The following is a 19,820-nucleotide window of genomic DNA, read 5'->3' on the forward strand; positions in this document are numbered from 1 at the left end:
GGAGCGCGGTCAGCCCTTGACCGCGCCCGTGGTCATGCCGGAGACGACCGACCGGCGGAAGATCAGGACCAGCAGGGCGATCGGCACCGTGGCCACCATCGCCCCGGCGAAGATGACTCCGTACGGGACCTGGTACTGGCTGGTGAACAGGGCGATGCCCACGGACACGGTGCGCCGGTCGTCGACGCCGTTGAAGGTGAGCGCCAGCAGGAACTCGGACCAGGTGGCGGTGAAGGAGAACACCCCGGCGGTGAAGAGGCCCGGCCGGGCCAGCGGCAGGATCACCGTCAGCGCGGTGCGCAGGGCGCCCGCGCCGTCGACGGTCGCCGCCTCCTCCAGTTCGCGCGGGATCCTGCTCAGATAGTTGCGCATGATCCAGATCGCGAACGGCAGGTTCAGCGCCACGTACGGGACGACGAGTCCGGGATAGCTGTTGAGCAGCCCCGCTTGACGTTCCATCAGGAACAGCGGGACCAGCAGGGCGATCGGCGGGAACACCGACAGCATGAGGAGTGCCGTCATGACGGCTCCCCGGCCGCGCAGCGAGAACCGGGCGAGGGCGTATCCGGCGAGGAAGGCGAGGGACAGGATCAGCGTGGTCGAGACGCAGGCCACGACGACACTGTTGAGCAAGTAGCCGCCGATGCCGTTGCGGACGAACGCGGTCCGGTAGTTGTCGAGTGTCGGCGCCCCGGGCAGCAGCGACGGCGGGCTCGCGCTGATCTCGGCGGGGCCCTTGAACGAGGCCGAGGCCATCCACAGCAGCGGAAGGGTGGCGCAGACGGCGATCAGCAGCCCGCCCACGTTGACGACATTGACGTACCGGCGGACACCGGAACGCGGGGTGTGGCGGCTCATCCTCGGGACTCCTCATCGGCCTGGGAGCGCAGCACGCGCAGGAACAGCAGGCAGCAGGCCATGACGACGGCCGCCGTGGACACGGCGACGGCGGCGCCACCGCCGAAGTCGAGATCCTGGAAGAGGATCCGGTAGCCGAGCATCGCCACGGACTGGGTGGCCGTGCCGGGACCGCCCTGCGTCAGCACGAACGGCAGGTCGAAGATGCCGAAGGCCTGAAGGATGCGGAACAGCACCGCGATGGCCACGATCGGCTTCAGCTGCGGCAGCGTGACCCGCCAGAACGTGGCCCACGTCCCGGCGCCGTCGATCTCCGCGGCCTCGTACACCTCCTGCGGGATCAGCATCAGCCCGGCGAGCACGACGATCGCCACGAACGGTGTCGTCTTCCAGACGTCGACGGCGACCATCGCCGCCATCGCGGGCACCGGTCGGCCCAGAATGTCCGGCTGCCCGCCCAGGACCTGCTCGCACAGCCAACTCACCGCCCCGTACGTGCCGTTGAAGAGGTACGACCACAACTGGGCGGCGACGACATTGATCAGCGCCCACGGCAGCAGAAGCAGCGCGATCAGCCAGCCGCGGGCCGCGCCGAGCCGCTCCAGGACGAGGGCCACGAGCGTGCCCAGGACCAGTTCGAGCAGCACGGAGACGACCGTGAAGCCCAGGGTGAACGCCAGCGCGTGGTACCACTCCGGATCGCCGAACAGGGCCTCGTAGTGCGCGAGCGTCGGGGAACCGAGCCGCAACCCGCCGTAGTCCAGGCGCACTTCGGAGAACGACAGCGCCAGCGAGAAGACCACCGGGAACACCGTCACCAGCGTCACGACCAGCAGCGCGGGCGAGGCGAACAGCCACCCGGTGCGGGCGCGGCGGCGCGCTGCCGACCCGGGCGGGGCGGCAGGCCGCTCCAGGGGCCCGCCCGGACGCGCGGGACCCCCGCCCTTCGCCGTCGCCGGTGCCTTCGACTGCAGCGCGGAACTCACAGCGCCTTCCCTTCCAGAGCCGTACGGAGACCGTCCTGTGCGGCCCGCACTCCGGCCGCGGGGGAGAGGTCGCCGCCGACGACCGCGTTGGCCGGTGTGTAGAGCGCCTTGCTGACCTGCGGGTAGTGCGGGGTCTGCACGGGGCGGGCGACGAGGCGCAGATCGGCGGCGCGCAACACGGTCGGATCGCCGGCCGCGCGCGCCTCGCGGCCCCGGAGCACCGAGGTCATTGCCGGGACGACACCGGCCTCCCGGGCGAGCAGCCGCTGCACCTCCTCGCCCGCACAGAACCGGGCGAACTCCATGGCCGCGCCCAGCTGTCGGGAGCCGGGGTTGACGAAGTTGCTCCAGCCGCCCGCGCAGGAGACACCACCGTGACCGATGCCCTCGAAGCCGGGCCGTGGCACGACACCCACCTTGCCCGCGACGCGCGAGACCTTCGGGTCGGACGAGTTGACCCACGCGTAGGACCAGTTGCGCAGGAACAGGCCGCGGCCGCTTGCGAACGCGTCCTGGGAGTCCGCCTCCTGATAGGTCGTCACCGTACGTGGTGTGACCCCGCTCCTGGTGAACTCCGCCATCAGCGAGAACGCGCGCTCCGCCGCCGCCCCGCTCAAGGAGGCCCTGCCCCGCGCGTCGAGTACGGTGCCGCCCGCGTCGGCGACGAACTCGGTGACGTTCGCCGTCAGTGCCTCGGTCACCGCCGCCTGCCACAAGAACCCGGCCTCGGTGTCCCCGGCGCGCTGCACGGTCCGCGACGTGTGCAGCAACTCCTCCCAGCTGCGCGGAACCCGCAGCCCGTGCTTCGCCAACAGGTCCTTGCGGTAGTAGAGATACGTGGCGTCCAGGAAGAACGGCACCGCGTACGCCGCGCCCTCGTACGTCGAACTGCGCCGCAGCGCGGCCGGATAGGCGTCCCAGAAGCCCTTGGGCAGCAGCTCGTCCACGGGCAGCGCGAGCGCCGCGTCGCCGAACTGGGGCGGCCACGTGGTGTCGCCGAGGTAGACGTCCGGCTGGGGCGAGCCGCCCGCGAGCTGCGTGGTGAGGGCGCTGCGGTTGCCGTCCGACGTGGACAGCGCGTTGACCTTCGAGATCCGCACCTGGGGATGGCGGCGCTCGAAGGCCCGGATTATCAGGTCCGCGACGACGGCGCCCCGCCGCGAGGGAATCTCGGAGACCCACCAGGCGATCCGGGCGGGCTTGTTGGGTACGGCGGCGGCCCGCGCGAGCAGATCGTCGAGTTCGCGTCCTCCGCAACCGGACAACAGGCCCGCCGCGGCGGCGCTCCCGGCGCCCGCCAGCAGGCTTCTGCGATGCAGGGCCATGGCTTGCTCCTCGCTCTTGACGCTGCCTCATGACAGCGCTGGCACAGTAGGGAGCGCCGCGATTCAGTGTCAATGGTCACGTACCAAGAGACGTAAGGGGAAGGGTGAATGACAGCGATGCCATGACAGGTCTCGGCAGTGCGCGAGCGCTGTGTTAGCGTCCCGCTCATGACAGCTGAACGGGGCGCCACGTTGGCGGATGTCGCACAGCGGGCCGGAGTGTCTCCCTCGACCGTCTCGCGCACCCTGCGCGGCCTGTCCACGGTGTCACCACAGACCCGCGAACGCGTCGAACAGGCCGCCCGCGAGCTGTCGTTCGCGATATCGCGCAGTGCATCCAGCCTCGTCACCGGACGCACCGGCAGGATCGCCGTGCTCGTGCCCAACATGGAATCGTGGTTCCTGGGCGCCGTGCTCGCAGGCCTCGGGCCCGAACTCAACGCGGCGGGCCTGGACATGCTCGTCTACAGCGTCACCACCGCCGAGCAGCGCGCCCAGTTCTTCGACCGGCTGCCCGCGCGGCGCAACGCGGACGCGCTCCTCGTCGTCAGCTTCGCGCTCTCCCCCGAGGAGCGGGAGCGCCTCGACGGCCTCGGCATGCCCCTGGTCTTCGTCAGCCAGCACGAGAAGGGCCGGGCCAGCGTGTACGTCGACGACGCGGAGGCCGCGGTGCGCGGCACCCGGCACCTGCTCAACCTCGGCCACCGCCGCATCGCCTATATCGAGCCGGCCGACGCGTCCGGCTTCGCGTGGAGCAGCCGGGACCGCCTTCAGGGCTACCGCGCCGCCCTCGCCGAGGCGGCCGTCGAGCACGACGAGGACCTGGTCAGGCAGGTCGCGCACTGGCAGGGGCCGAGCCTGGACGCGGCGGTCGGCCGCCTCCTCTCCCTCCCCGAGCCACCCACGGCGATCTTCGCGGAGACGGACGACATCGCCTTCAGGCTGCTGACCGTGCTGCGCGGGGCGAACGTGCCGGTGCCGCACGGCATGTCGGTCCTCGGCTTCGACGACCACGCGATGGCGGCGGCCTGGGACCTGTCCACCATGGCCCAGCCGGTACGTGAACTGGGCGTACGGGCAGCCGAGTTGATCCGCTCCGTGATCCACGAACCCGAGGGGAATCCGGACCGCCATGTGGTCCTGCCGGTGGAGCTCGTGCCGCGGGGGAGTACGGGGCCTGTCGCGCGGGCGTAGTGCCTCGATGGGAGCGCCGGGGGTTCAGTGGGTCGCCCGGAACGCCCCCGGTGTCACCCCGGTGCGCAGCCGGAAGAACTTCGTGAAGTCGCTGGGGTCGTCGAAGCCGAGGCGGTCGGCGACCTCCTTCGCGGGCAGCCCGCTGTGCCACAGCAGCCGCTTCGCCTCCAGGAGGACCCGGTCGTCGACGTACTGCTTCGCGGTGCGGCCCGTCGCGGCGAGGGTGGCGCGGGTCAGGGTGCGGGGGCTGTAGCCGAGGGCCGCCGCGTAGTCCTCGACACGGCGGGTCACCGCGTGGTCGCGCTCCACGGCCGCGTGGAAGCGGTGGTAGGTGGAGCGGGGCGGGGACGGCGCAGGATCCCGGACCGCCGCGAGCCGCATCACCAGCACCGAGAGCAGCGCGCGCAACACCTCGACGTGGGTCCCCAGCGGGAGCGAGGCCATCGCCCCGTACTCGTACGCGAGGTGTTCCAGGGCCCGCCGCACCGACTCCGCGTCCGCTCCGCGCGGCGTCAGCGGGTGCTGCTCGTACGGCGGGTCCATGTGCGCCGCCGAGACGATCGCCGGTGGCAGGAACCCGGCCTTGAACAGCACGATCACACCGTCCGCCGACGCCAGGCCGGGGCCGAAGCGCTGCACCTGACCCGGGCGGATCCACAGCCACGACCCCGGGCGCAGCTCGTACTCGACGAAGTCCACGGCCACCCGCAGCGGGCGCTCGCGCGCGCCGACCAGCTGGTGGAACGCGGGCCGCAGCGGTGCGTACGGGTCGTTGCCGTGGCGCAGCGAGCGGTCGTGCAGGCCGGCCAGCTCCTCGACCTCGACACCGGTCGGGGCGCCCACCGTCGGCGTGTACGCGAGATCCCGCACCTCGGGGCGTACGTGTCTGATTTTCCCCATCGTGAGTCCCGAGCGTACCGCTGCCGCCCTCCGGCCGCCGCCTAGCGTGAAAGCACAGGTCAGCGACGTGTGAGGAGAGTCCTGTGCGATTGGTCGTGGGGATGACCGGGGCGACGGGGGCTCCGTTCGGTGTCCGGCTCCTGGAGTGTCTGCGGGAGCTGCCGGACGTGGAGACACATCTCGTGTTGTCGCGCTGGGCGCGCACCACGATCGAGCTGGAGACCGGCCGGTCCGCGGCCGAGGTCTCGGCGCTCGCCGATGTCACCCACCACCCGGACGACCAGGGAGCCACCATCTCCTCCGGGTCCTTCCGCACCGACGGCATGGTCATCGTGCCGTGCTCCATGAAGACGCTCGCGGGGATCAGCGCCGGGTACGCCGAAGGGCTCGTGGCGCGCGCCGCGGACGTCGTCCTCAAGGAGCAGCGCAAGCTCGTCCTCGTCCCGCGCGAGACACCACTGAGCGAGATCCATCTGCGGAACATGCTCGAACTCGCCCGCATGGGCGTCCAGTTGGTGCCGCCCATGCCCGCCTTCTACAACAACCCGCGCACCGTCGACGACATCGTCGACCACATCGTCGCCCGGGTCCTCGACCAGTTCGACCTGCCCGCCCCGGCCGCCGAACGCTGGGCCGGCATGCGCGCCGCCCGCGCCACCCGTGCCGCCCGAGACGCCGACGGGGCCACAACGTCCGTACCGTACGAAGGAGTTCACCACCATGCCGTATGACGATCTGCGGAGCTTCCTCGGCACCCTGGAGAAGGAGGGGCAGCTGCTCCGGATCGCCGACGAGGTGCTGCCCGAACCCGACCTCGCGGCCGCCGCCAACGCCACGGGCCGCATCGGCGAGAACGCACCCGCCCTCTACTTCGACAACGTCAAGGGCTTCACCGACGCCCGTATCGCCCTGAACGTGCACGGCTCCTGGGCCAACCACGCGCTCGCCCTCGGCCTGCCGAAGAACACCCCCGTGAAGGACCAGGTCGAGGAGTTCGCGCGACGCTGGGACGCCTTCCCCGTCGCCCCCGAACGCCGCGAGGACGCGCCGTGGCGCGAGAACACGCAGGAGGGCGAGGGCGTCGACCTCTTCTCCGTCCTCCCCCTCTTCCGCCTCAACGACGGTGACGGCGGCTTCTACCTCGACAAGGCCGCCGTCGTCTCCCGCGACCCGGATGACCCGGACGACTTCGGCAAGCAGAACGTCGGCACGTACCGCATCGAGGTCATCGGCGCGAACCGGCTCGCCTTCCAGCCCGTCCCGATGCACGACGTCGCCCAGCACCTCCGCAAGGCCGAGGAGGTCGGCGAGGACCTGCCCATCGCCATCACCCTCGGCAACGACCCGGTGATGGCGATCGTCGCCGGGATGCCGATGGCGTACGACCAGAGCGAGTACGAGATGGCCGGCGCGCTGCGCGGGGCGCCCGCCCCGATCGCGACCGCGCCGCTCACGGGCTTCGACGTGCCGTGGGGCAGCGAGGTCGTCATCGAAGGTGTCATCGAGTCGCGCAAGCGCCAAATAGAGGGCCCCTTCGGGGAGTTCACCGGGCACTACTCCGGTGGCCGCCGGATGCCCGTCATCCGCGTCGACCGCGTCTCGTACCGTACGAACCCCGTCTTCGAGTCCCTCTACCTCGGCATGCCGTGGACCGAGTGCGACTACCTCGTGGGCCCCAACACATGTGTCCCGCTGCTCAAGCAGCTCCGCGCGGAGTTCCCCGAGGTGCAGGCCGTCAACGCCATGTACACCCACGGCCTGATGGTCGTCATCTCAACGAAGAAGCGGTACGGCGGGTTCGCCAAGGCCGTGGGCATGCGCGCCATGACGACACCGCACGGCCTCGGGTACGTCGCCCAGGTGATCGTCGTCGACGAGGACGTGGACCCGTTCAACCTGCCGCAGGTCATGTGGGCGATGTCGGCCAAGGTCAACCCGAAGGACGACGTCGTCGTCATCCCGAACCTGTCGGTCCTCGAACTCGCGCCCGCCGCCCAGCCCGCCGGCATCACCAGCAAGATGATCATCGACGCGACAACCCCGGTGGCCCCGGACGTCCGCGGCAACTTCTCCACGCCCGCGAAGGACCTGCCGGAGACCGCCGAGTGGGCGCGCCGCCTCCAGGACATGATCGCCGCCCGCCACTGACGCCCGTCGTCCTCTCCCTCCCCTCTCGAAAGGAAGGCCCCAACTCCCATGCACAGCAACCCGATCGACGGCGCCGAGTGCCCCCGCTGCCCCGCCGACACGATCACCCGCCTCGCCACGTCCCCCGTCCCCGGGGTGTGGGACGTCCTCCAGTGCACCCGCTGCCTCTACACCTGGCGCACCACCGAACCGGCCCGCCGCACCCGCCGCGACGCCTACCCCGAGGCCTTCAAGCTGACGGACGCCGACATCGAGAACGCCATCGAGGTCCCGGCGGTGCCACCGCTGCGGGCCGGGCTCAGCCGAAGCTGAGGCTCTTCTTGGTCACGCGCAGGGTGACCTTGAGGTTCTTCGCGTCCTGCGTGCCGGCGGCGGTGACATCGGCCTCGGTCGGCCACGTCGTACTCGGGAACACATTGGACGCCTTCACCGGCACCGTCACGTCGGCGTCCGAACGACCGCCTGTGACGCGGACGTTGATGGTGTAGGCGACGCGGCCGGACCCCGGATTGTGGATCGTGAGCGGCACGATCAGTCGTCCGCCGGTCACCCGTGGAATGTAGGCGACGACCTCACCGTCCTGCGCCGTCGCCGCTGCCGCGCCGAAGCCGTACTCGTCCGGGGCGGGGATGTGGGTGTCCTTCGGGGCGACCGGGTCGCCGCTCGGCGCGCTCCTCGCCCGTTCCCGCGACTCCTGATCGACGAGGGTCTCGTTCACCTCCAGGGTGGCGCCCGTGTCCGGCTCCGCCGAAGGGGACTCCTCGGCGGTCACCTCGGGGGTCTCCTTCGCCACGGTGGAAGCCTCCGGGCGGGGCGGCGTGGCGGCCGCGCGCGGCGTCGACTGCGTGCCGCATCCCGCCACCGCCGCCGCGGTCAGGGCGACAACGCCGAGGAGGACTCGGGAGGACGGCACGGCGCGGCCCCTTCCAGGTGGGTGGGCGATGATCGGTTCTCGGAACGGGGGCACTGTAAGGCGCGGTCTGGACCACCTTCCGGCGGCCGCGGCGCGAAGTCGCCCCTCGCTGGAATCCCCGCACATCGCGGGGACGGGCGCGTACGAGAGGAAGCGGAAGCGGGAACGCACGGCTCCGGTCCGGCCGGAATGGCCGGATCGGCTCAGTGGGCCGGGTTGACCTTGACACGGTGACAAGGTCTTCACTGCTTGCCGAGGAGGTGATCGCGATGGTGATCACGGGAGACGCGACAACGGGTGACGTGACAGGCGTGTCGGACGCGGACGTCGAGCGCGCGCTGCGCGGACTCGCGGACAGCCGGGCGTCCGTGCGGCTGCGGGCCGCGATGGCGGTCGGCAGCGCGCCCGACCCACGGTTCGTGGGGCCGATCGTCGAGCGGTGCGCGGTCGAGCCGGAGTTCTTCGTCCGCGACATGTTGACCTGGGCGCTCACCCGGCACCCCGGCGGCATGACGCTGCCCGCGCTGGTACGCGAGGTGGGTTCCGGGCGGGCGCAGGCGCGCAGTCAGGCGTTGCACTCGCTGTCCAAGCTCGGGGACCGGAGTGCCTGGCCTGCCATTACGCAGGAGGTGCTGACCGACGCCGACGACGACGTGGCGCGCGCCGCCTGGCGGGCGGCCGTCGTGCTGGTGCCCGACGACGAGCGGAATGCCCTGGTGGACGTACTGGTGACACAACTCGGACGCGGTGGGCGCGACACACAGCTCAGTCTGAGCCGCGCCCTGGTCGACCTCGGGGATGTGACCCTGCCCGCGCTGCACACCGCGGCGGAGGACACCGACCCCGGCGTACGGGCACACGCGCTCGCCACCCAGCGAGTGCTGCGCGACCCGGACACCGGTCTGGGGTTCGCGATCGAGGAGGCCAAGCGCGTCGTGGCGCTCGACGGGGCGCCGGGGATGGACGATGAAGTGTGTTGATCGGTGAGGTGGCGCGACGGTCCGGGGTGAGTGCCCGCATGCTCCGGCACTACGAGACGCTGGGCCTGGTGCGGCCCTCGGAACGTACGGGCTCCGGATACCGGGAGTACTCCGGTGACGACATCCGGCGGATCTTCCACATCGAGAGCCTGCGCTCGCTCGGCCTGTCGCTGCGCGAGATCGGCCGAGCGCTCGACGAACCGGGCTTCGCGCCCACCGCCCTCGTCGGCGACCTGATCCGGCAGACCCGCGAACGCATCGCGGCGGAGACCGAGTTGCTCACGCGGCTGAACCGGATCGACGCCGCCGACCCGGCCGGCTGGGAGGATGTGCTTCAGGTCGTCGCGCTGCTTCAGGCGCTCGGTTCGAAGAGCGCCGACGCCCGGCAGCGCGCCGCCCTGTCCTCCGCCGACCAGGGATCGATGCCCGTGGACGCCCTGGTCGAGGCGGTGCTGAGCGAGTCGGACGCGAACGTGGCCGGGGCGCTGCGCTGGGCGCTGATGCGTTCGGGCGGCGCCGAGGAGAGCCTGCCCCTGCTGACGGAGGCGCTGGCCTCGCCGACCCCCGCCGTACGGGAACGGGCCGCCCAGTGCCTCGCCGAACTCCCGGGCCCCGAGCCCGCCGCACACCTCCGGCGGGCCCTCGCGCACCCCGACGCCGCGGTCCGCGCACGCGCCGCCGTGGCGCTCGGGAACCGCGGCGAGGCCGAGGCGGTACCCGAACTCCTCGGCATGGTCGTGGCGGGCCGGAACGACACCGACGCGGCGGACGCGCTGAGCGTCCTGGCGGGCGACACGGAGTCCGCCGAGCGGATCGCGGCCGGGATCGCCGAACGCCTCGACCGGGCCGCCGCCGAGGCTTCCGCCCGCGGCCGGCTCACGCAGGCGCTGGCGGGCATCCCCGGCACGACCGCGACGCGCGTCCTCGTCGAGCTGTCGCAGGACGAGGACCGCGCCGTGGCGCTGACGGCGACGTACCTCCTGGGGCTGCGCGCCGACACACCATGAGGGCCGCTCCTGAAGCCGGCTACTACTTCAGCCAGCTGTCCACCAACTGCTTGTTGTCCGCCATCCACTCCTTCGCGGCGGCCTGCTCGTTGCCCGTGCCCTTCTTCTGCAGGAGGAGTTCCAGGCTGCCCAACTGCTTGCTGTTCATACGGAAGTTCTTCAGCCAGCCGGCCACCTTGGGGTTGGCCGATGAGTAGCCCTTGGAGGCGACGATCTGGACCTTGTCGGGCTTGCCGTAGGACTTCTTGGTGTCCTTGAGGACCTTCAGCGGCATCTTGGTGTACGCCCAGTGCGGCCGCCAGAGCGTGACGAGTACCGGCTTCTTGGCGTTGATCCCCTTCTGGAGGGCGGAGAGCATCGCGGACGTGCTGGACTCGGTGAGTTCGTACTCGCTCTTGAGGCCGTAGTCCGGCAGCACATTGGACCGGGTCAGACGCATCAGACCCGAGCCCGCCTCGATGCCGACGATCTTTCCGCCGAACTCCGAGGACTTGCCCTTGAGGTCGTCGATGGTGTTGACGTCCTTGACGTACTTGGGGACGGTCAGGTTGAGGTCGGCCGGCTCGTACCAGGTGCCGACCTTCTCCATCTTGGGGCCGAGCTTCTTCCAGTAGGTCTCGTGCGTGACCGGCAGCCAGGCGTCCATGTAGACATCGACCTGCTTGTTGGCGATGCCCGCGTAGGTGCTGGCGATGTCCAGGTCGCGGACCTCGACCTTGTAGCCCTTGTCCTCAAGGATCTGCTTCCAGAGGAAGGTCGCGGAGACGCCCTCGTCCCAGCCCGCGACGTAGGCCAGCTTGACAGTCTTGGAACCGCCACCGCTGTCGTCGTCCGAGCCCCCTTCGACCTTCGAGGTCTCCCCGCTGCATGCGGCGGTGGTGATCAGGGCGAGCGCGGCGGCGGTACAGCCGAGGAGGTGGGTGATGCGGCGGCGACGGTTTCGGATCATGGCTGGTGCTCCTGTCTTCACGCGGAAACGGGAGTGGTGGACGAGGCGTCGGACGTTTTCTCCACCTCGTCCGCCGGGGTCGTGCCGGCGCGCCCGCGACCCGGACGGCGGCGGATGCGGGGGGTGGCGAGGGCACTGGTGACGCGGTCGAGGAAGATCGCGAGGAAGACGACGGCGAGGCCGCCCTGGAAGCCGATCCCGACCTCCAGCTGGCTGATGCCGCGCACCACGATGCTGCCCAGACCGGGGGCGCCCACCATGCCGGCGATGACGACCATGGACAGCGCCAGCATGATGACCTGGTTGATGCCGGCCATGATCGAGGGCAGGGCCAGCGGGAGTTGGACGTCGCGGAGGATCTGGCCGCGCCGGGCACCGAAGGCGTGCGCGGCCTCCACGACCTCCGGGTCCACCTGCCGGATGCCCAGTTCGGTGAGGCGTACGGAGGGTGCGACGGCGAAGGCGATGGTGGCGACGACACCGGGGGCGAGCCCGATGCCGAAGAAGAAGACGGCCGGGATGAGATACACGAAGACCGGCAGTGTCTGGAGGAAGTCCAGAACGGGCCGGACCAGGGCGCTGGCCAGCTGACTGCGGGCCGCCCAGATACCGATCGGCACCCCGATGGCCACCGCGAACACCGCGGCGACCACGACGACGGCGAGCGACTGCATCGCCGCGGTCCACAGGCCCATGCCCTGAATGAGGAGGAAGGCGCCCACCGTGTAGAGGGCGAAGATCCAGCCGCGGGCGAAGTACGCGAGGACGGTGAACACCACGATGATGACCACCATGTGCGGTGCGGTCAGCACGTGCAGCACCGCGTTGACCAGTGACGTCACCACGGAGGTGACGGCGTCGAAGAATCCGCCGAGGTGCTCGGTCAGCCAGTCGACCGCCTTGCTGACCGGGGTGCCGAGGTCAACGCTGAACAGCATCGGCCGCCTCCTCCTGGGTACCGCCTGGGGTGTCGGAACTACCGCCGCCTGTGGGGGAGTTGGCGTCTTCGGGCGCCTCCGGGACGGAGAGCGCGGTGAGCAGGGCCGCGCGCGGTACGACGCCGAGCAGCCGCCCGTCGTCGTCCGTCACGGCCAGTGGTACGGAGTGCTGTCCCGCCGTCGAGAACAGGTCCACGAGCAGGGTGTCCGGGCCGACCCGCCCGTACGCGTCGCTCAGGCACCCCGGGGACTCGCGCAGCGAGGCGCGCCCCTCGTCCACCGCCCGCGCGAGCTGCTCGTCGTGGGCGACGCCCGCGATGCGCCCGTCGGCGTCGAGGACGTAGACGGCGCCGGTGTGGCTGTCCGCCAACGACCGCAGTACGTCACGGGGGTTGTCGTCGACGCCCGCCGTGGTCAGCGGGTCGCGCAGCACGGATCCCGCGGTCAGGACGCGGGAGCGGTCGACGTCGGACACGAAGTCGCGTACGTAGGCGTCGGCGGGGGAGTCGAGGATGTCGGTCGCGGTGCCGAGCTGGACCACGCCGCCGTCCCGCATCACCATGATCCGGTCACCGAGCCGCATCGCCTCGTTGAGGTCGTGGGTGACGAAGACGATGGTGCGGCGCAGATCGCGTTGCAGGCCGAGCAGCAGATCCTGCATGTCGCGGCGGATCAGCGGGTCGAGGGCGCTGAACGGCTCGTCCATCAGCATGATCTCGGCATCCGTGGCCAACGCCCTTGCCAGGCCCACGCGTTGGCGCATGCCGCCGGAGAGTTCGCTGGGGTAGGCGTCGGCCCACTGCGCGAGGCCGACGGTGCGCAGTGCCCAGTCGGAGCGCTCCTGCCGCTCGGCCGCCGCGGCGCCGCGCAGCCGCATCCCGTACGCGGCGTTCTCGCGGACCGTGCGGTGCGGGAACAGCGCGAAGTGCTGAAAGATCATGTTGACCTTGCGGTTGCGCATCTCGCGCAGATCCGCCTCGTTCATGGCCAGCAAGTCCCGGCCGTCCACGCTGAGTTCACCCGAGGTGGGCTCGACGAGGCGGTTGAGCATCCGCAGCAGGGTCGACTTCCCGGACCCGGACAGGCCCATCACGACGAAGAGTTCGCCGGGCGCTACGGTGAAGGACACGTCGCGGACCGCGTGGGTCTTGTTGTCTCCGGTCTCGAAGACCTTGTTGAGCCGTGCTGCTTCTATCACCGTGCCCCACCTCCGGGGAACCGCGCGAGGCGGTTGGAACGCATGTCCGAGCTGGTGTTTCGCATTGCGCAACAAATGTGCAGTACGGTGTGACGATGCCGTTGATCGTGATGGCGCGTCAAGGCTCTTGCATACGGGCAACCGCGAATTAACGTCTACCTTCGGCGAGTTGGGCCGTCGGAGCGGGGCGGGAGGGTGCTGTGGTGACAAGCGGCAGCCAGGGGCGAGCGCGTGACCGTGCGGTCCAGTCCGTCGATCGCGCGGTGTCCGTCCTGCAGATTCTCGCCGTCCGCGGCTCGTGCGGTGTCACCGAGATCGCCGCGGAACTCGGCGTCCACAAGACGACCGTGTTCCGCTTGCTCGCGACCCTGGAGGCGCGCGGCCTCGTCGAGCAGGGGGCGGGGCGCGGCCGCTACCGCATCGGGCATCCGCTCACCGAACTGGCCGCCGCGGCCGTCGCGAAGACCACCGACCTGTTCCTCGTCAGCCGCTCCGTCTGCCAGGAGCTCGCGCGGAGCGCGGGCGACACCGTGAACGTCTCCGTCCGCGAGGGCCGCGACGTGGTCACCGTAGGACAGGTCGCCGGGGAGGCGGCGATCGCCAGCGTCGACTGGGTCGGCAGGCGCTGCCCGCTGCACGCCACCGCCGCCGGCAAGATCTTCCTCGCCCACCCCGCCCCTGACCGGCACGGCCGGCTGCCGGGAGAGCTGTCCAACGGGGAGGGCCTGGAGCGCTACACCCCGCACACCATCACCGGCCAGGAGCACCTCGCGGCGGATCTCGCCGCCGTACGCGAACGGGGTTACGCCGTCTCCTTCGAGGAGCACGAGATCGGCCTCGTGTCCCTCGCCGCACCGGTCCACGCCCTCGACGACACGGTGGTCGCCGCCGTGACGCTCTCCGGCCCCGCCTTCCGCATCCACAAGGACACCGTCCCCGCGCTGGCCGGGCAATTGCTCGCGGCGGCGAAACGGATCTCCTGGCGGCGCGGGCAGGTCAAGCGGGGCTGAGGCCCGACCCCGGTGTGCGCTGGCGCTTCCTGGATAGGCTGCCTTCATGAGCAGTCAAGGTCGAGCCCGGGACACCTCGGTCCAGTCCGTGGACCGGGCGGTGTCGATACTCCAAGTGCTGGCCGTGCAGGGGCCGTCCGGCGTCACGGAGATCGGCGATGCCCTCGGCATCCACAAGTCGACCGTGTACCGGCTGCTCGCCACGCTGGAGGCGCGCGGCCTCGTCGAGCAGGACAGCGAGCGCGGCAGCTACCGCATCGGCTACACCGTCGTCGAACTCGCGGGCGGCGCCACCAAGGGCAACGACCTCTCGCTGCTCAGCCGCCCGGTCTGCCAGGAACTCGCCGCCGCCGTCGGCGAGACGGTGAACGTCGCGGTCTACGACGGCGAGACCGTCATCAGCATCGACCAGGTCCTCGGCAACGCGGCCATCACCAGCATCGACTGGGTCGGCAAGCGCACACCCCTGCACGCCACGTCCGCGGGCAAGGTCTTCCTGGCGCACATGCCGCAGCCGGAGGCCGCCGAGATACTCGAGCGGCCGCTGGAGGAATTCACGCCGCACACCATCACGGACTCGGCCCTCCTCAAGGAGCAGCTGCAGAGCGTCCGTGAGCTCGGATACGGCGTCATCAGCGAGGAGTTGGAGATCGGACTCGCCTCGCTCTCGGCCCCCATCAGGTCGCTGAACGGCGAGGTCATCGCCACCGTGACCGTGTCAGGGCCGACGTTCCGGATCAACGACCACACGATCTCCGCGCTGGCGGAGCAACTGGTCGCCGCGGGCGAGAAGATCTCCTGGCGCAAGGGCTTCATCCGGCGCGGCTGATTACGCAACGGTAGGGGTTGACGACGGAGTCGTGCGCGCCGCACATTTGTCTCGCATCGCGTTGATGTTTCGTATCGCGAAACGCAGTGATGTTGTCGCCACGCACACCCTCATGTCCCGCCCGGGAGCTTCCCCGCGTCCTTTGGAGCCGTCGTGCGCGCATCGGCCATCGCATCGACCACGAACCCGGACCCCCTGCTCAAGCCCTTCCAGCTGAAACACCTCACCCTTCGCAACCGCGTGGTCAGCACCTCCCACGAGCCCGCGTTCGGTGAGGACGGACTGCCCAAGGACCGTTACCGCGCCTACCACTTGGAGAAGGCGCGCGGCGGAGTCGGCCTCACGATGATCGGCGGCTCCGCCGTCGTCTCCCCGGACAGCCCGCCCTCCTTCGGCAACCTGCTCCTCTACCGCGACGAGATCGTGCCCTGGCTGCGCCGCCTCACCGACGACGTGCACGAGGCCGGCGCGGCCGTCATGTGCCAGGTCACCCACCTCGGCCGCCGCACCAGCAACTACACCGGCGACTGGCTCCCGGTCGTCGCCGCGTCCCCGCTGCGCGAGCCCGCGCACCGCGCGTTCCCCAAGGCCGCCGAGGACTGGGACCTGGACCGCATCGTCGCCGACTACGCCGCCGCGGCCGTGCGCTGCAAGGAAGGCGGCCTGGACGGCATCGAGTTGCAGTCGTACGGCCACTTCCTCGACGGCTTCCTCTCCCCGGCCACCAACCACCGCGACGACGCGTACGGCGGCGACCTGGAACACCGGATGGCCTTCCCGCGCCGGGTGATCCGCGCCGTGCGCGAAGCGGTGGGACCGGACTTCGTCGTCGGCATCCGCATGGCCCTCGACGAGGACCGGCCGGACGGCCTCACCTTCCCCGAAGGGCTCGCCGCGGCAGGGCAGTTCAGCGTCGACGGCATCGACTTCATTAGCGCGATCCGCGGCACCATCGACCGCGACGCGACCCTCGCGCGCACCATCCCGTCCATGGGCACCCCGCTCGGCCCGTTCCTCGACTTCACCGGCGAGATACGCCGCCGCCTCGACATCCCCGTCATGCACGCCGCCCGCATCGCCGACCCCGCCACCGCCCGGCACGCCCTGCGCGAAGGGCTGCTCGACCTCGTCGGCATGACCCGCGCGCAGATCGCCGACCCGCACCTCGTCGCGAAGCTCCGCTCCGGCGAAGAGGACCGCATCAGGCCGTGCGTCGGGGCGAGTTACTGCCTCGACGCGATCTACGACTCCGGGGACACGAAGTGCGTCCACAACCCGGCCGTCGGCCGTGAACTCCAGATCCCGCACACCATTCCGGCGTCAACGGGGCCACGGCGCAAGGCGGTTGTCGTCGGCGGCGGACCCGCCGGGCTCGAAGCCGCCCGCGTCCTCGCCGAACGCGGCCACCACGTCGTGCTGTTCGAGGCGGGCGACCAGCCCGGCGGGCAGCTCCGGCTCGCCGCCCAGAACCCCCGCCGCCAGGACCTCGTCGGCATCGTCGACTGGCGGGTCTCCGAGTGCAAACACCTCGGCGTGGACCTGCGGTTCGGGGTGTACGCGGAGCGCGCGGACGTCCTCGCCGAACATCCCGACCTCGTCCTCGTCGCCACCGGCGGCCTGCCCAACCGCACCTTCCTCGCCGAGGGGGAGGCGCTGGTGTCCGACACCTGGGACGTGATGTCGGGATCGCTGCGCCCACGCCCGGACAGCCGGGTCCTGCTCTACGACGACCACGGCGGATACCCGGCCATGGACGCCGCGGAGCTCCTCGCCACGCACGGCGCCCGCCTCGAATTCGTGACACCGGAACGCACCCTCGCGCCCGACGTCGGCAGCATGAACTCCCCGGCGTATCTACGGGCGTTCACCGAACACGACGTGACGGTGACCCTCGCCAGGCGGCTGCGCTCGGTGCGCCGCACGGAGGGTGCGGGCGGTGACGGTCGGCTCGTGGCGACGCTGTTCAGCGAGTACACCGGAACCGAGACCGAACGCGTCGTCGACCACGTCGTCGTCGAGCACGGCACCCTCCCCAACGACGAGCTGTACACCGAGCTGCTGCCCGGCTCCCGAAACCTCGGCGAGGTCGACCACCGGGCCCTGCTCGCCCGCGAGGCCCAGACCGTCGTCCGCGACGAGGCGGGCCGCTACCAACTGTTCCGCATCGGCGACGCCGTCACGAGCCGCAACATCCACGCGGCCGTGTACGACGCCCTGCGCCTGTGCCTCCCGATCTGACGACGCGAGCCACCGGAGTCGACGCCATGACCGCACCCGCCACCGCCGGCACACCCATCGCCGCCGAAAGCCCCGCCGAGCTCGTCGCCCGCCGCCCGGTCGGCCACAGCCTCGAAGCCCCCTTCTACACCAGCGACGCGTTCTTCGCCCTCGACGTCGAAGCCGTCTTCGCCCGCAGCTGGATCTTCGTGGCCGCCGAGGCCGAACTCCCGGAACCCGGCGACTACATCACGGTCGCCCTCGGCCCGTACTCCGTCATCCTCGTCCGCGACGACGACGAAGAGGTCCGCGCCTTCCACAACGTGTGCCGCCACCGCGGCGCCCGCATCCTCAACGACGAGCGCGGCAGCGTCGGCAACATCGTCTGCGGCTACCACCACTGGACGTACGGCGTCGACGGCACCCTGCTGCACGCCGAGTCGCAGCCGGCCGACTTCGACCGTACGTGCTTCGGCCTGCGGACCGTCCACGTACGCACGGTGGCCGGGCTCGTGTTCCTGAGCATGGCCGCCCAACCACCCGCCGACTTCGACGAGTTCGCCTCCCGCGTCGAGCCCTACCTCGCCCCGCACGCCCTGGCGCGCGCGAAGGTGGCCGCGCAGACCGACCTCGTCGAGCACGGCAACTGGAAGCTCACCATGGAGAACAACCGGGAGTGCTACCACTGCGCGGGCCACCCCGAACTGCAGCGCTGCTACTTCCCGCTCTACAACTTCACCGAGGACGAGGTGCCGCCGGGCATGCGGGCCACGTACGAGCGCTTCAAGAAGGCGGATGCCGAGGCGCGCGCCACGTTCGAGTCACTGGGCCTGCCCTACGCCCCCGTCGAGGAACTCGACACCCGCCCCACCGGCTTCCGTATCGAGCGCGAGCCCCTCGACCTCGCGGGGGAGTCCTTCACACCCGACGGCAAGGCCGCGGTGCGCCGCCTGTTCGCCGACTTCCCCACGGCCCGCCTCGGCCACCTCGGCCTGCATCTGCAACCCAACGCCTGGTTCCACTTCTCGGCCGACCACGCGGTGCTGTTCTCCGTCGTCCCGCTCGCGGCCGACCGCACGCTGGTGCGCACCACGTGGCTCGTGCACGCCGACGCCGAGGAGGGCGTCGACTACGACCTCGACACACTCACCGGGGTCTGGGCCGCCACGAACGAACAGGACGCGGTCTTCGTCTCCCGCGCCCAACGGGGCGTGAGCAGCCCCGCGTACGCACCCGGCCCGTACAGCCCGACCGAGTCCCAGGTCGAGTCCTTCGTCACCTGGTACATCACCCGGCTCCGCGCACACCTGGAGGGACCATGACGACCGCGACACTGACGGCGGCGGGCCTGCCGCCCGCCTGGTCCGACGGGCTGCTGGTGTGCAAACAGGTCCTGGACCTCACCGCGGACGTCAAGACCTTTGTCCTCACCCCCTCCGAACCCGGCCTGTTCCGGCACGACCCCGGCCAGTACCTCACGCTCTGCCTGGACATCGACGGCGAGCCGGTCGAACGCTGCTACACCATCTCCTCCGCCCCGACCCGCCCCGATCTCCTCACGCTCACGGTCAAGCGGGTCCCGGGCGGCCTCGTCTCGAACCACCTCCACGACCACCTGGCGCCAGGCGGCGCCGTCTGGGCCCGCGGCCCCCTCGGCCGGTTCACGATCAACCTCCACCCGGCCCCGAAGTACCTCTTCCTCTCGGCGGGCAGCGGCGTGACACCCCTGATGTCGATGACCCGCACGCTCTACGACCTGTCCCACCCGGTGGACGTCGTGTTCGCGCACAGCGCCCGCACGTACGAGGACATCATCTTCCGCCAGGAGCTCGACTTCATCGCGGCCACGACCCCGCACATCCGGGTCCGCCACTTCCTCGACGACCGCGCCGACCAGCTGACCGCGGCCCAACTACGTACGCTCGCCCCGGACCTGTCGGAACGCGAGGTGTTCACCTGCGGCCCCGCCGGCTACATGACGGCCGTACGCGACATGCTCGCCACCGAGGGCTTCGACCTGGCCCACTACCACGAGGAGAGCTTCACCTTCGCCCCACTGCCCGTGACGGCACCGGAGTCCGGCCCCGCCCCCGCCACGGGCACGGGCTACAAGGTCCAACTGGCCCGCACCGGCCGCACCATCGAGTGCGACGCCGAGACCCCCGTCCTGACCGCGGCCGCCCGCGAAGGCGTCACCCTCCCCGCCTCATGCGCCCAGGGCCTGTGCGGCACCTGCAAGACCACCCTCCTCTCGGGCTCGGTCGACATGCGCCACGCGGGCGGCATCCGCCCCCGCGAGATCGCCAACAACAAGATCCTGCTGTGCTGTTCGACGCCGCGGGAGGACCTGGTCATCGACGTGTGACGG

The 19,820-nt window shown here is 70.8% G+C and carries 19 protein-coding genes; 11 read left to right on the forward strand and 8 right to left on the reverse strand.

The window, feature by feature from the left end; genetic code table 11:
• Positions 1-9: 9 nt before the first annotated feature.
• From RBJ65_RS21970 to RBJ65_RS21980, 3 genes are read right to left on the reverse strand one after another with little or no spacing between them, the layout of a single operon-like run.
• Complete coding sequence (locus RBJ65_RS21970) at positions 10-858, reverse strand: carbohydrate ABC transporter permease (protein ID WP_306316773.1); 849 nt, start codon at positions 856-858, stop codon at positions 10-12.
• On the reverse strand, positions 855-1,844 hold the full coding sequence (locus RBJ65_RS21975) for a carbohydrate ABC transporter permease (protein ID WP_306316772.1): 990 nt from the start codon (positions 1,842-1,844) through the stop codon (positions 855-857). The genes RBJ65_RS21970 and RBJ65_RS21975 overlap by 4 nt, the downstream gene beginning before the upstream one ends.
• Positions 1,841-3,169: an extracellular solute-binding protein gene (locus tag RBJ65_RS21980; RefSeq protein ID WP_306316771.1), complete on the reverse strand. Its 1,329-nt coding sequence runs from the start codon at positions 3,167-3,169 to the stop codon at positions 1,841-1,843. The genes RBJ65_RS21975 and RBJ65_RS21980 overlap by 4 nt, the downstream gene beginning before the upstream one ends.
• A gap of 168 nt (positions 3,170-3,337) precedes the next feature.
• Between RBJ65_RS21980 and RBJ65_RS21985 the strand changes: the two genes are divergently transcribed.
• Entirely contained in the window at positions 3,338-4,363 is a 1,026-nt protein-coding gene (locus RBJ65_RS21985; RefSeq protein WP_372341183.1) for a LacI family DNA-binding transcriptional regulator, read from the forward strand.
• Positions 4,364-4,387: 24 nt separating this feature from the next.
• Here the strand turns inward: RBJ65_RS21985 and RBJ65_RS21990 are convergent, their stop codons facing one another.
• Positions 4,388-5,263 (reverse strand): AraC family transcriptional regulator, encoded by an 876-nt coding sequence (locus tag RBJ65_RS21990; protein ID WP_306316769.1) that lies wholly within the window; start codon positions 5,261-5,263, stop codon positions 4,388-4,390.
• A gap of 83 nt (positions 5,264-5,346) precedes the next feature.
• Between RBJ65_RS21990 and RBJ65_RS21995 the strand changes: the two genes are divergently transcribed.
• Genes RBJ65_RS21995 through RBJ65_RS22005 form a run of 3 tightly spaced genes read left to right on the forward strand, consistent with a single transcriptional unit; the run spans position 5,347 to position 7,723 of the window.
• Complete coding sequence (locus RBJ65_RS21995; RefSeq protein ID WP_306316768.1) at positions 5,347-5,994, forward strand: non-oxidative hydroxyarylic acid decarboxylases subunit B; 648 nt, start codon at positions 5,347-5,349, stop codon at positions 5,992-5,994.
• Positions 5,984-7,411, forward strand: a complete 1,428-nt coding sequence (gene vdcC, locus RBJ65_RS22000) for a non-oxidative vanillic acid decarboxylases subunit C (protein WP_306316767.1) — start codon at positions 5,984-5,986, stop codon at positions 7,409-7,411. Before RBJ65_RS21995 ends, vdcC begins: the two co-directional genes overlap by 11 nt.
• A 48-nt stretch (positions 7,412-7,459) precedes the next feature.
• Entirely contained in the window at positions 7,460-7,723 is a 264-nt protein-coding gene (locus tag RBJ65_RS22005; RefSeq protein WP_306316766.1) for a non-oxidative hydroxyarylic acid decarboxylases subunit D, read from the forward strand.
• Here the strand turns inward: RBJ65_RS22005 and RBJ65_RS22010 are convergent.
• Positions 7,710-8,324, reverse strand: coding sequence for a hypothetical protein (locus RBJ65_RS22010; protein ID WP_306316765.1), 615 nt, complete (start codon positions 8,322-8,324; stop codon positions 7,710-7,712). The two genes, RBJ65_RS22005 and RBJ65_RS22010, sit on opposite strands and share 14 nt — an antisense overlap.
• A 269-nt stretch (positions 8,325-8,593) precedes the next feature.
• On the opposite strand from RBJ65_RS22010, the gene RBJ65_RS22015 reads away from it, so the two are divergent.
• The gene (locus RBJ65_RS22015) at positions 8,594-9,304 is read left to right on the forward strand and encodes a HEAT repeat domain-containing protein (RefSeq protein WP_372341194.1); all 711 of its coding nucleotides are present in this window, start codon (positions 8,594-8,596) and stop codon (positions 9,302-9,304) included.
• The gene (locus tag RBJ65_RS22020; protein WP_306316763.1) at positions 9,298-10,311 is read left to right on the forward strand and encodes a HEAT repeat domain-containing protein; all 1,014 of its coding nucleotides are present in this window, start codon (positions 9,298-9,300) and stop codon (positions 10,309-10,311) included. The genes RBJ65_RS22015 and RBJ65_RS22020 overlap by 7 nt, the downstream gene beginning before the upstream one ends.
• A gap of 22 nt (positions 10,312-10,333) precedes the next feature.
• Here RBJ65_RS22020 and RBJ65_RS22025 read toward each other — a convergent pair whose 3' ends face one another.
• From RBJ65_RS22025 to RBJ65_RS22035, 3 genes are read right to left on the reverse strand one after another with little or no spacing between them, the layout of a single operon-like run.
• Entirely contained in the window at positions 10,334-11,260 is a 927-nt protein-coding gene (locus RBJ65_RS22025; RefSeq protein WP_306316762.1) for a glycine betaine ABC transporter substrate-binding protein, read from the reverse strand.
• A 17-nt stretch (positions 11,261-11,277) separates the two neighbouring features.
• Entirely contained in the window at positions 11,278-12,198 is a 921-nt protein-coding gene (locus RBJ65_RS22030) for a proline/glycine betaine ABC transporter permease (protein WP_306316761.1), read from the reverse strand.
• A complete protein-coding gene (locus tag RBJ65_RS22035; protein WP_306316760.1) occupies positions 12,182-13,396 on the reverse strand; it encodes a glycine betaine/L-proline ABC transporter ATP-binding protein in 1,215 nt (404 codons plus the stop codon). Before RBJ65_RS22035 ends, RBJ65_RS22030 begins: the two co-directional genes overlap by 17 nt.
• A gap of 203 nt (positions 13,397-13,599) precedes the next feature.
• On the opposite strand from RBJ65_RS22035, the gene RBJ65_RS22040 reads away from it, so the two are divergent.
• From RBJ65_RS22040 to RBJ65_RS22060, 5 genes are all read left to right on the forward strand, one after another.
• The gene (locus tag RBJ65_RS22040) at positions 13,600-14,406 is read left to right on the forward strand and encodes an IclR family transcriptional regulator (protein ID WP_306332162.1); all 807 of its coding nucleotides are present in this window, start codon (positions 13,600-13,602) and stop codon (positions 14,404-14,406) included.
• A gap of 46 nt (positions 14,407-14,452) precedes the next feature.
• On the forward strand, positions 14,453-15,235 hold the full coding sequence (locus RBJ65_RS22045; RefSeq protein WP_306316758.1) for an IclR family transcriptional regulator: 783 nt from the start codon (positions 14,453-14,455) through the stop codon (positions 15,233-15,235).
• A gap of 153 nt (positions 15,236-15,388) precedes the next feature.
• Positions 15,389-17,473, forward strand: coding sequence for an NADH:flavin oxidoreductase (locus RBJ65_RS22050; RefSeq protein ID WP_306316757.1), 2,085 nt, complete (start codon positions 15,389-15,391; stop codon positions 17,471-17,473).
• Positions 17,474-17,499: 26 nt separating this feature from the next.
• Positions 17,500-18,774, forward strand: a complete 1,275-nt coding sequence (locus RBJ65_RS22055; RefSeq protein WP_306316756.1) for an aromatic ring-hydroxylating dioxygenase subunit alpha — start codon at positions 17,500-17,502, stop codon at positions 18,772-18,774.
• Positions 18,771-19,817 carry a hybrid-cluster NAD(P)-dependent oxidoreductase gene (locus tag RBJ65_RS22060; RefSeq protein ID WP_306316755.1) on the forward strand — a complete coding sequence of 349 codons (1,047 nt, stop codon included), beginning with the start codon at positions 18,771-18,773 and terminating at the stop codon, positions 19,815-19,817. Before RBJ65_RS22055 ends, RBJ65_RS22060 begins: the two co-directional genes overlap by 4 nt.
• Positions 19,818-19,820 lie beyond the last annotated feature (3 nt).

Origin of the sequence: Streptomyces sp. KL109B (assembly GCF_030766935.1) — a bacterium.
Classification (GTDB): domain Bacteria; phylum Actinomycetota; class Actinomycetes; order Streptomycetales; family Streptomycetaceae; genus Streptomyces.

What these genes read in the sequence shown, in the direction of transcription:
- RBJ65_RS21970 (WP_306316773.1), bottom strand. Translation starts at nt 858, where the DNA reads ATGAGCCGCCACACCCCGCGTTCCGGTGTCCGCCGGTACGTCAATGTC.
- RBJ65_RS21980 (WP_306316771.1), bottom strand. Translation starts at nt 3,169, where the DNA reads ATGGCCCTGCATCGCAGAAGCCTGCTGGCGGGCGCCGGGAGCGCCGCC.
- RBJ65_RS21985 (WP_372341183.1), top strand. Translation starts at nt 3,338, where the DNA reads ATGACAGCTGAACGGGGCGCCACGTTGGCGGATGTCGCACAGCGGGCC.
- RBJ65_RS21990 (WP_306316769.1), bottom strand. Translation starts at nt 5,263, where the DNA reads ATGGGGAAAATCAGACACGTACGCCCCGAGGTGCGGGATCTCGCGTAC.
- vdcC (WP_306316767.1), top strand. Translation starts at nt 5,984, where the DNA reads ATGCCGTATGACGATCTGCGGAGCTTCCTCGGCACCCTGGAGAAGGAG.
- RBJ65_RS22005 (WP_306316766.1), top strand. Translation starts at nt 7,460, where the DNA reads ATGCACAGCAACCCGATCGACGGCGCCGAGTGCCCCCGCTGCCCCGCC.
- RBJ65_RS22015 (WP_372341194.1), top strand. Translation starts at nt 8,594, where the DNA reads ATGGTGATCACGGGAGACGCGACAACGGGTGACGTGACAGGCGTGTCG.
- RBJ65_RS22025 (WP_306316762.1), bottom strand. Translation starts at nt 11,260, where the DNA reads ATGATCCGAAACCGTCGCCGCCGCATCACCCACCTCCTCGGCTGTACC.
- RBJ65_RS22030 (WP_306316761.1), bottom strand. Translation starts at nt 12,198, where the DNA reads ATGCTGTTCAGCGTTGACCTCGGCACCCCGGTCAGCAAGGCGGTCGAC.
- RBJ65_RS22045 (WP_306316758.1), top strand. Translation starts at nt 14,453, where the DNA reads ATGAGCAGTCAAGGTCGAGCCCGGGACACCTCGGTCCAGTCCGTGGAC.
- RBJ65_RS22055 (WP_306316756.1), top strand. Translation starts at nt 17,500, where the DNA reads ATGACCGCACCCGCCACCGCCGGCACACCCATCGCCGCCGAAAGCCCC.
- RBJ65_RS22060 (WP_306316755.1), top strand. Translation starts at nt 18,771, where the DNA reads ATGACGACCGCGACACTGACGGCGGCGGGCCTGCCGCCCGCCTGGTCC.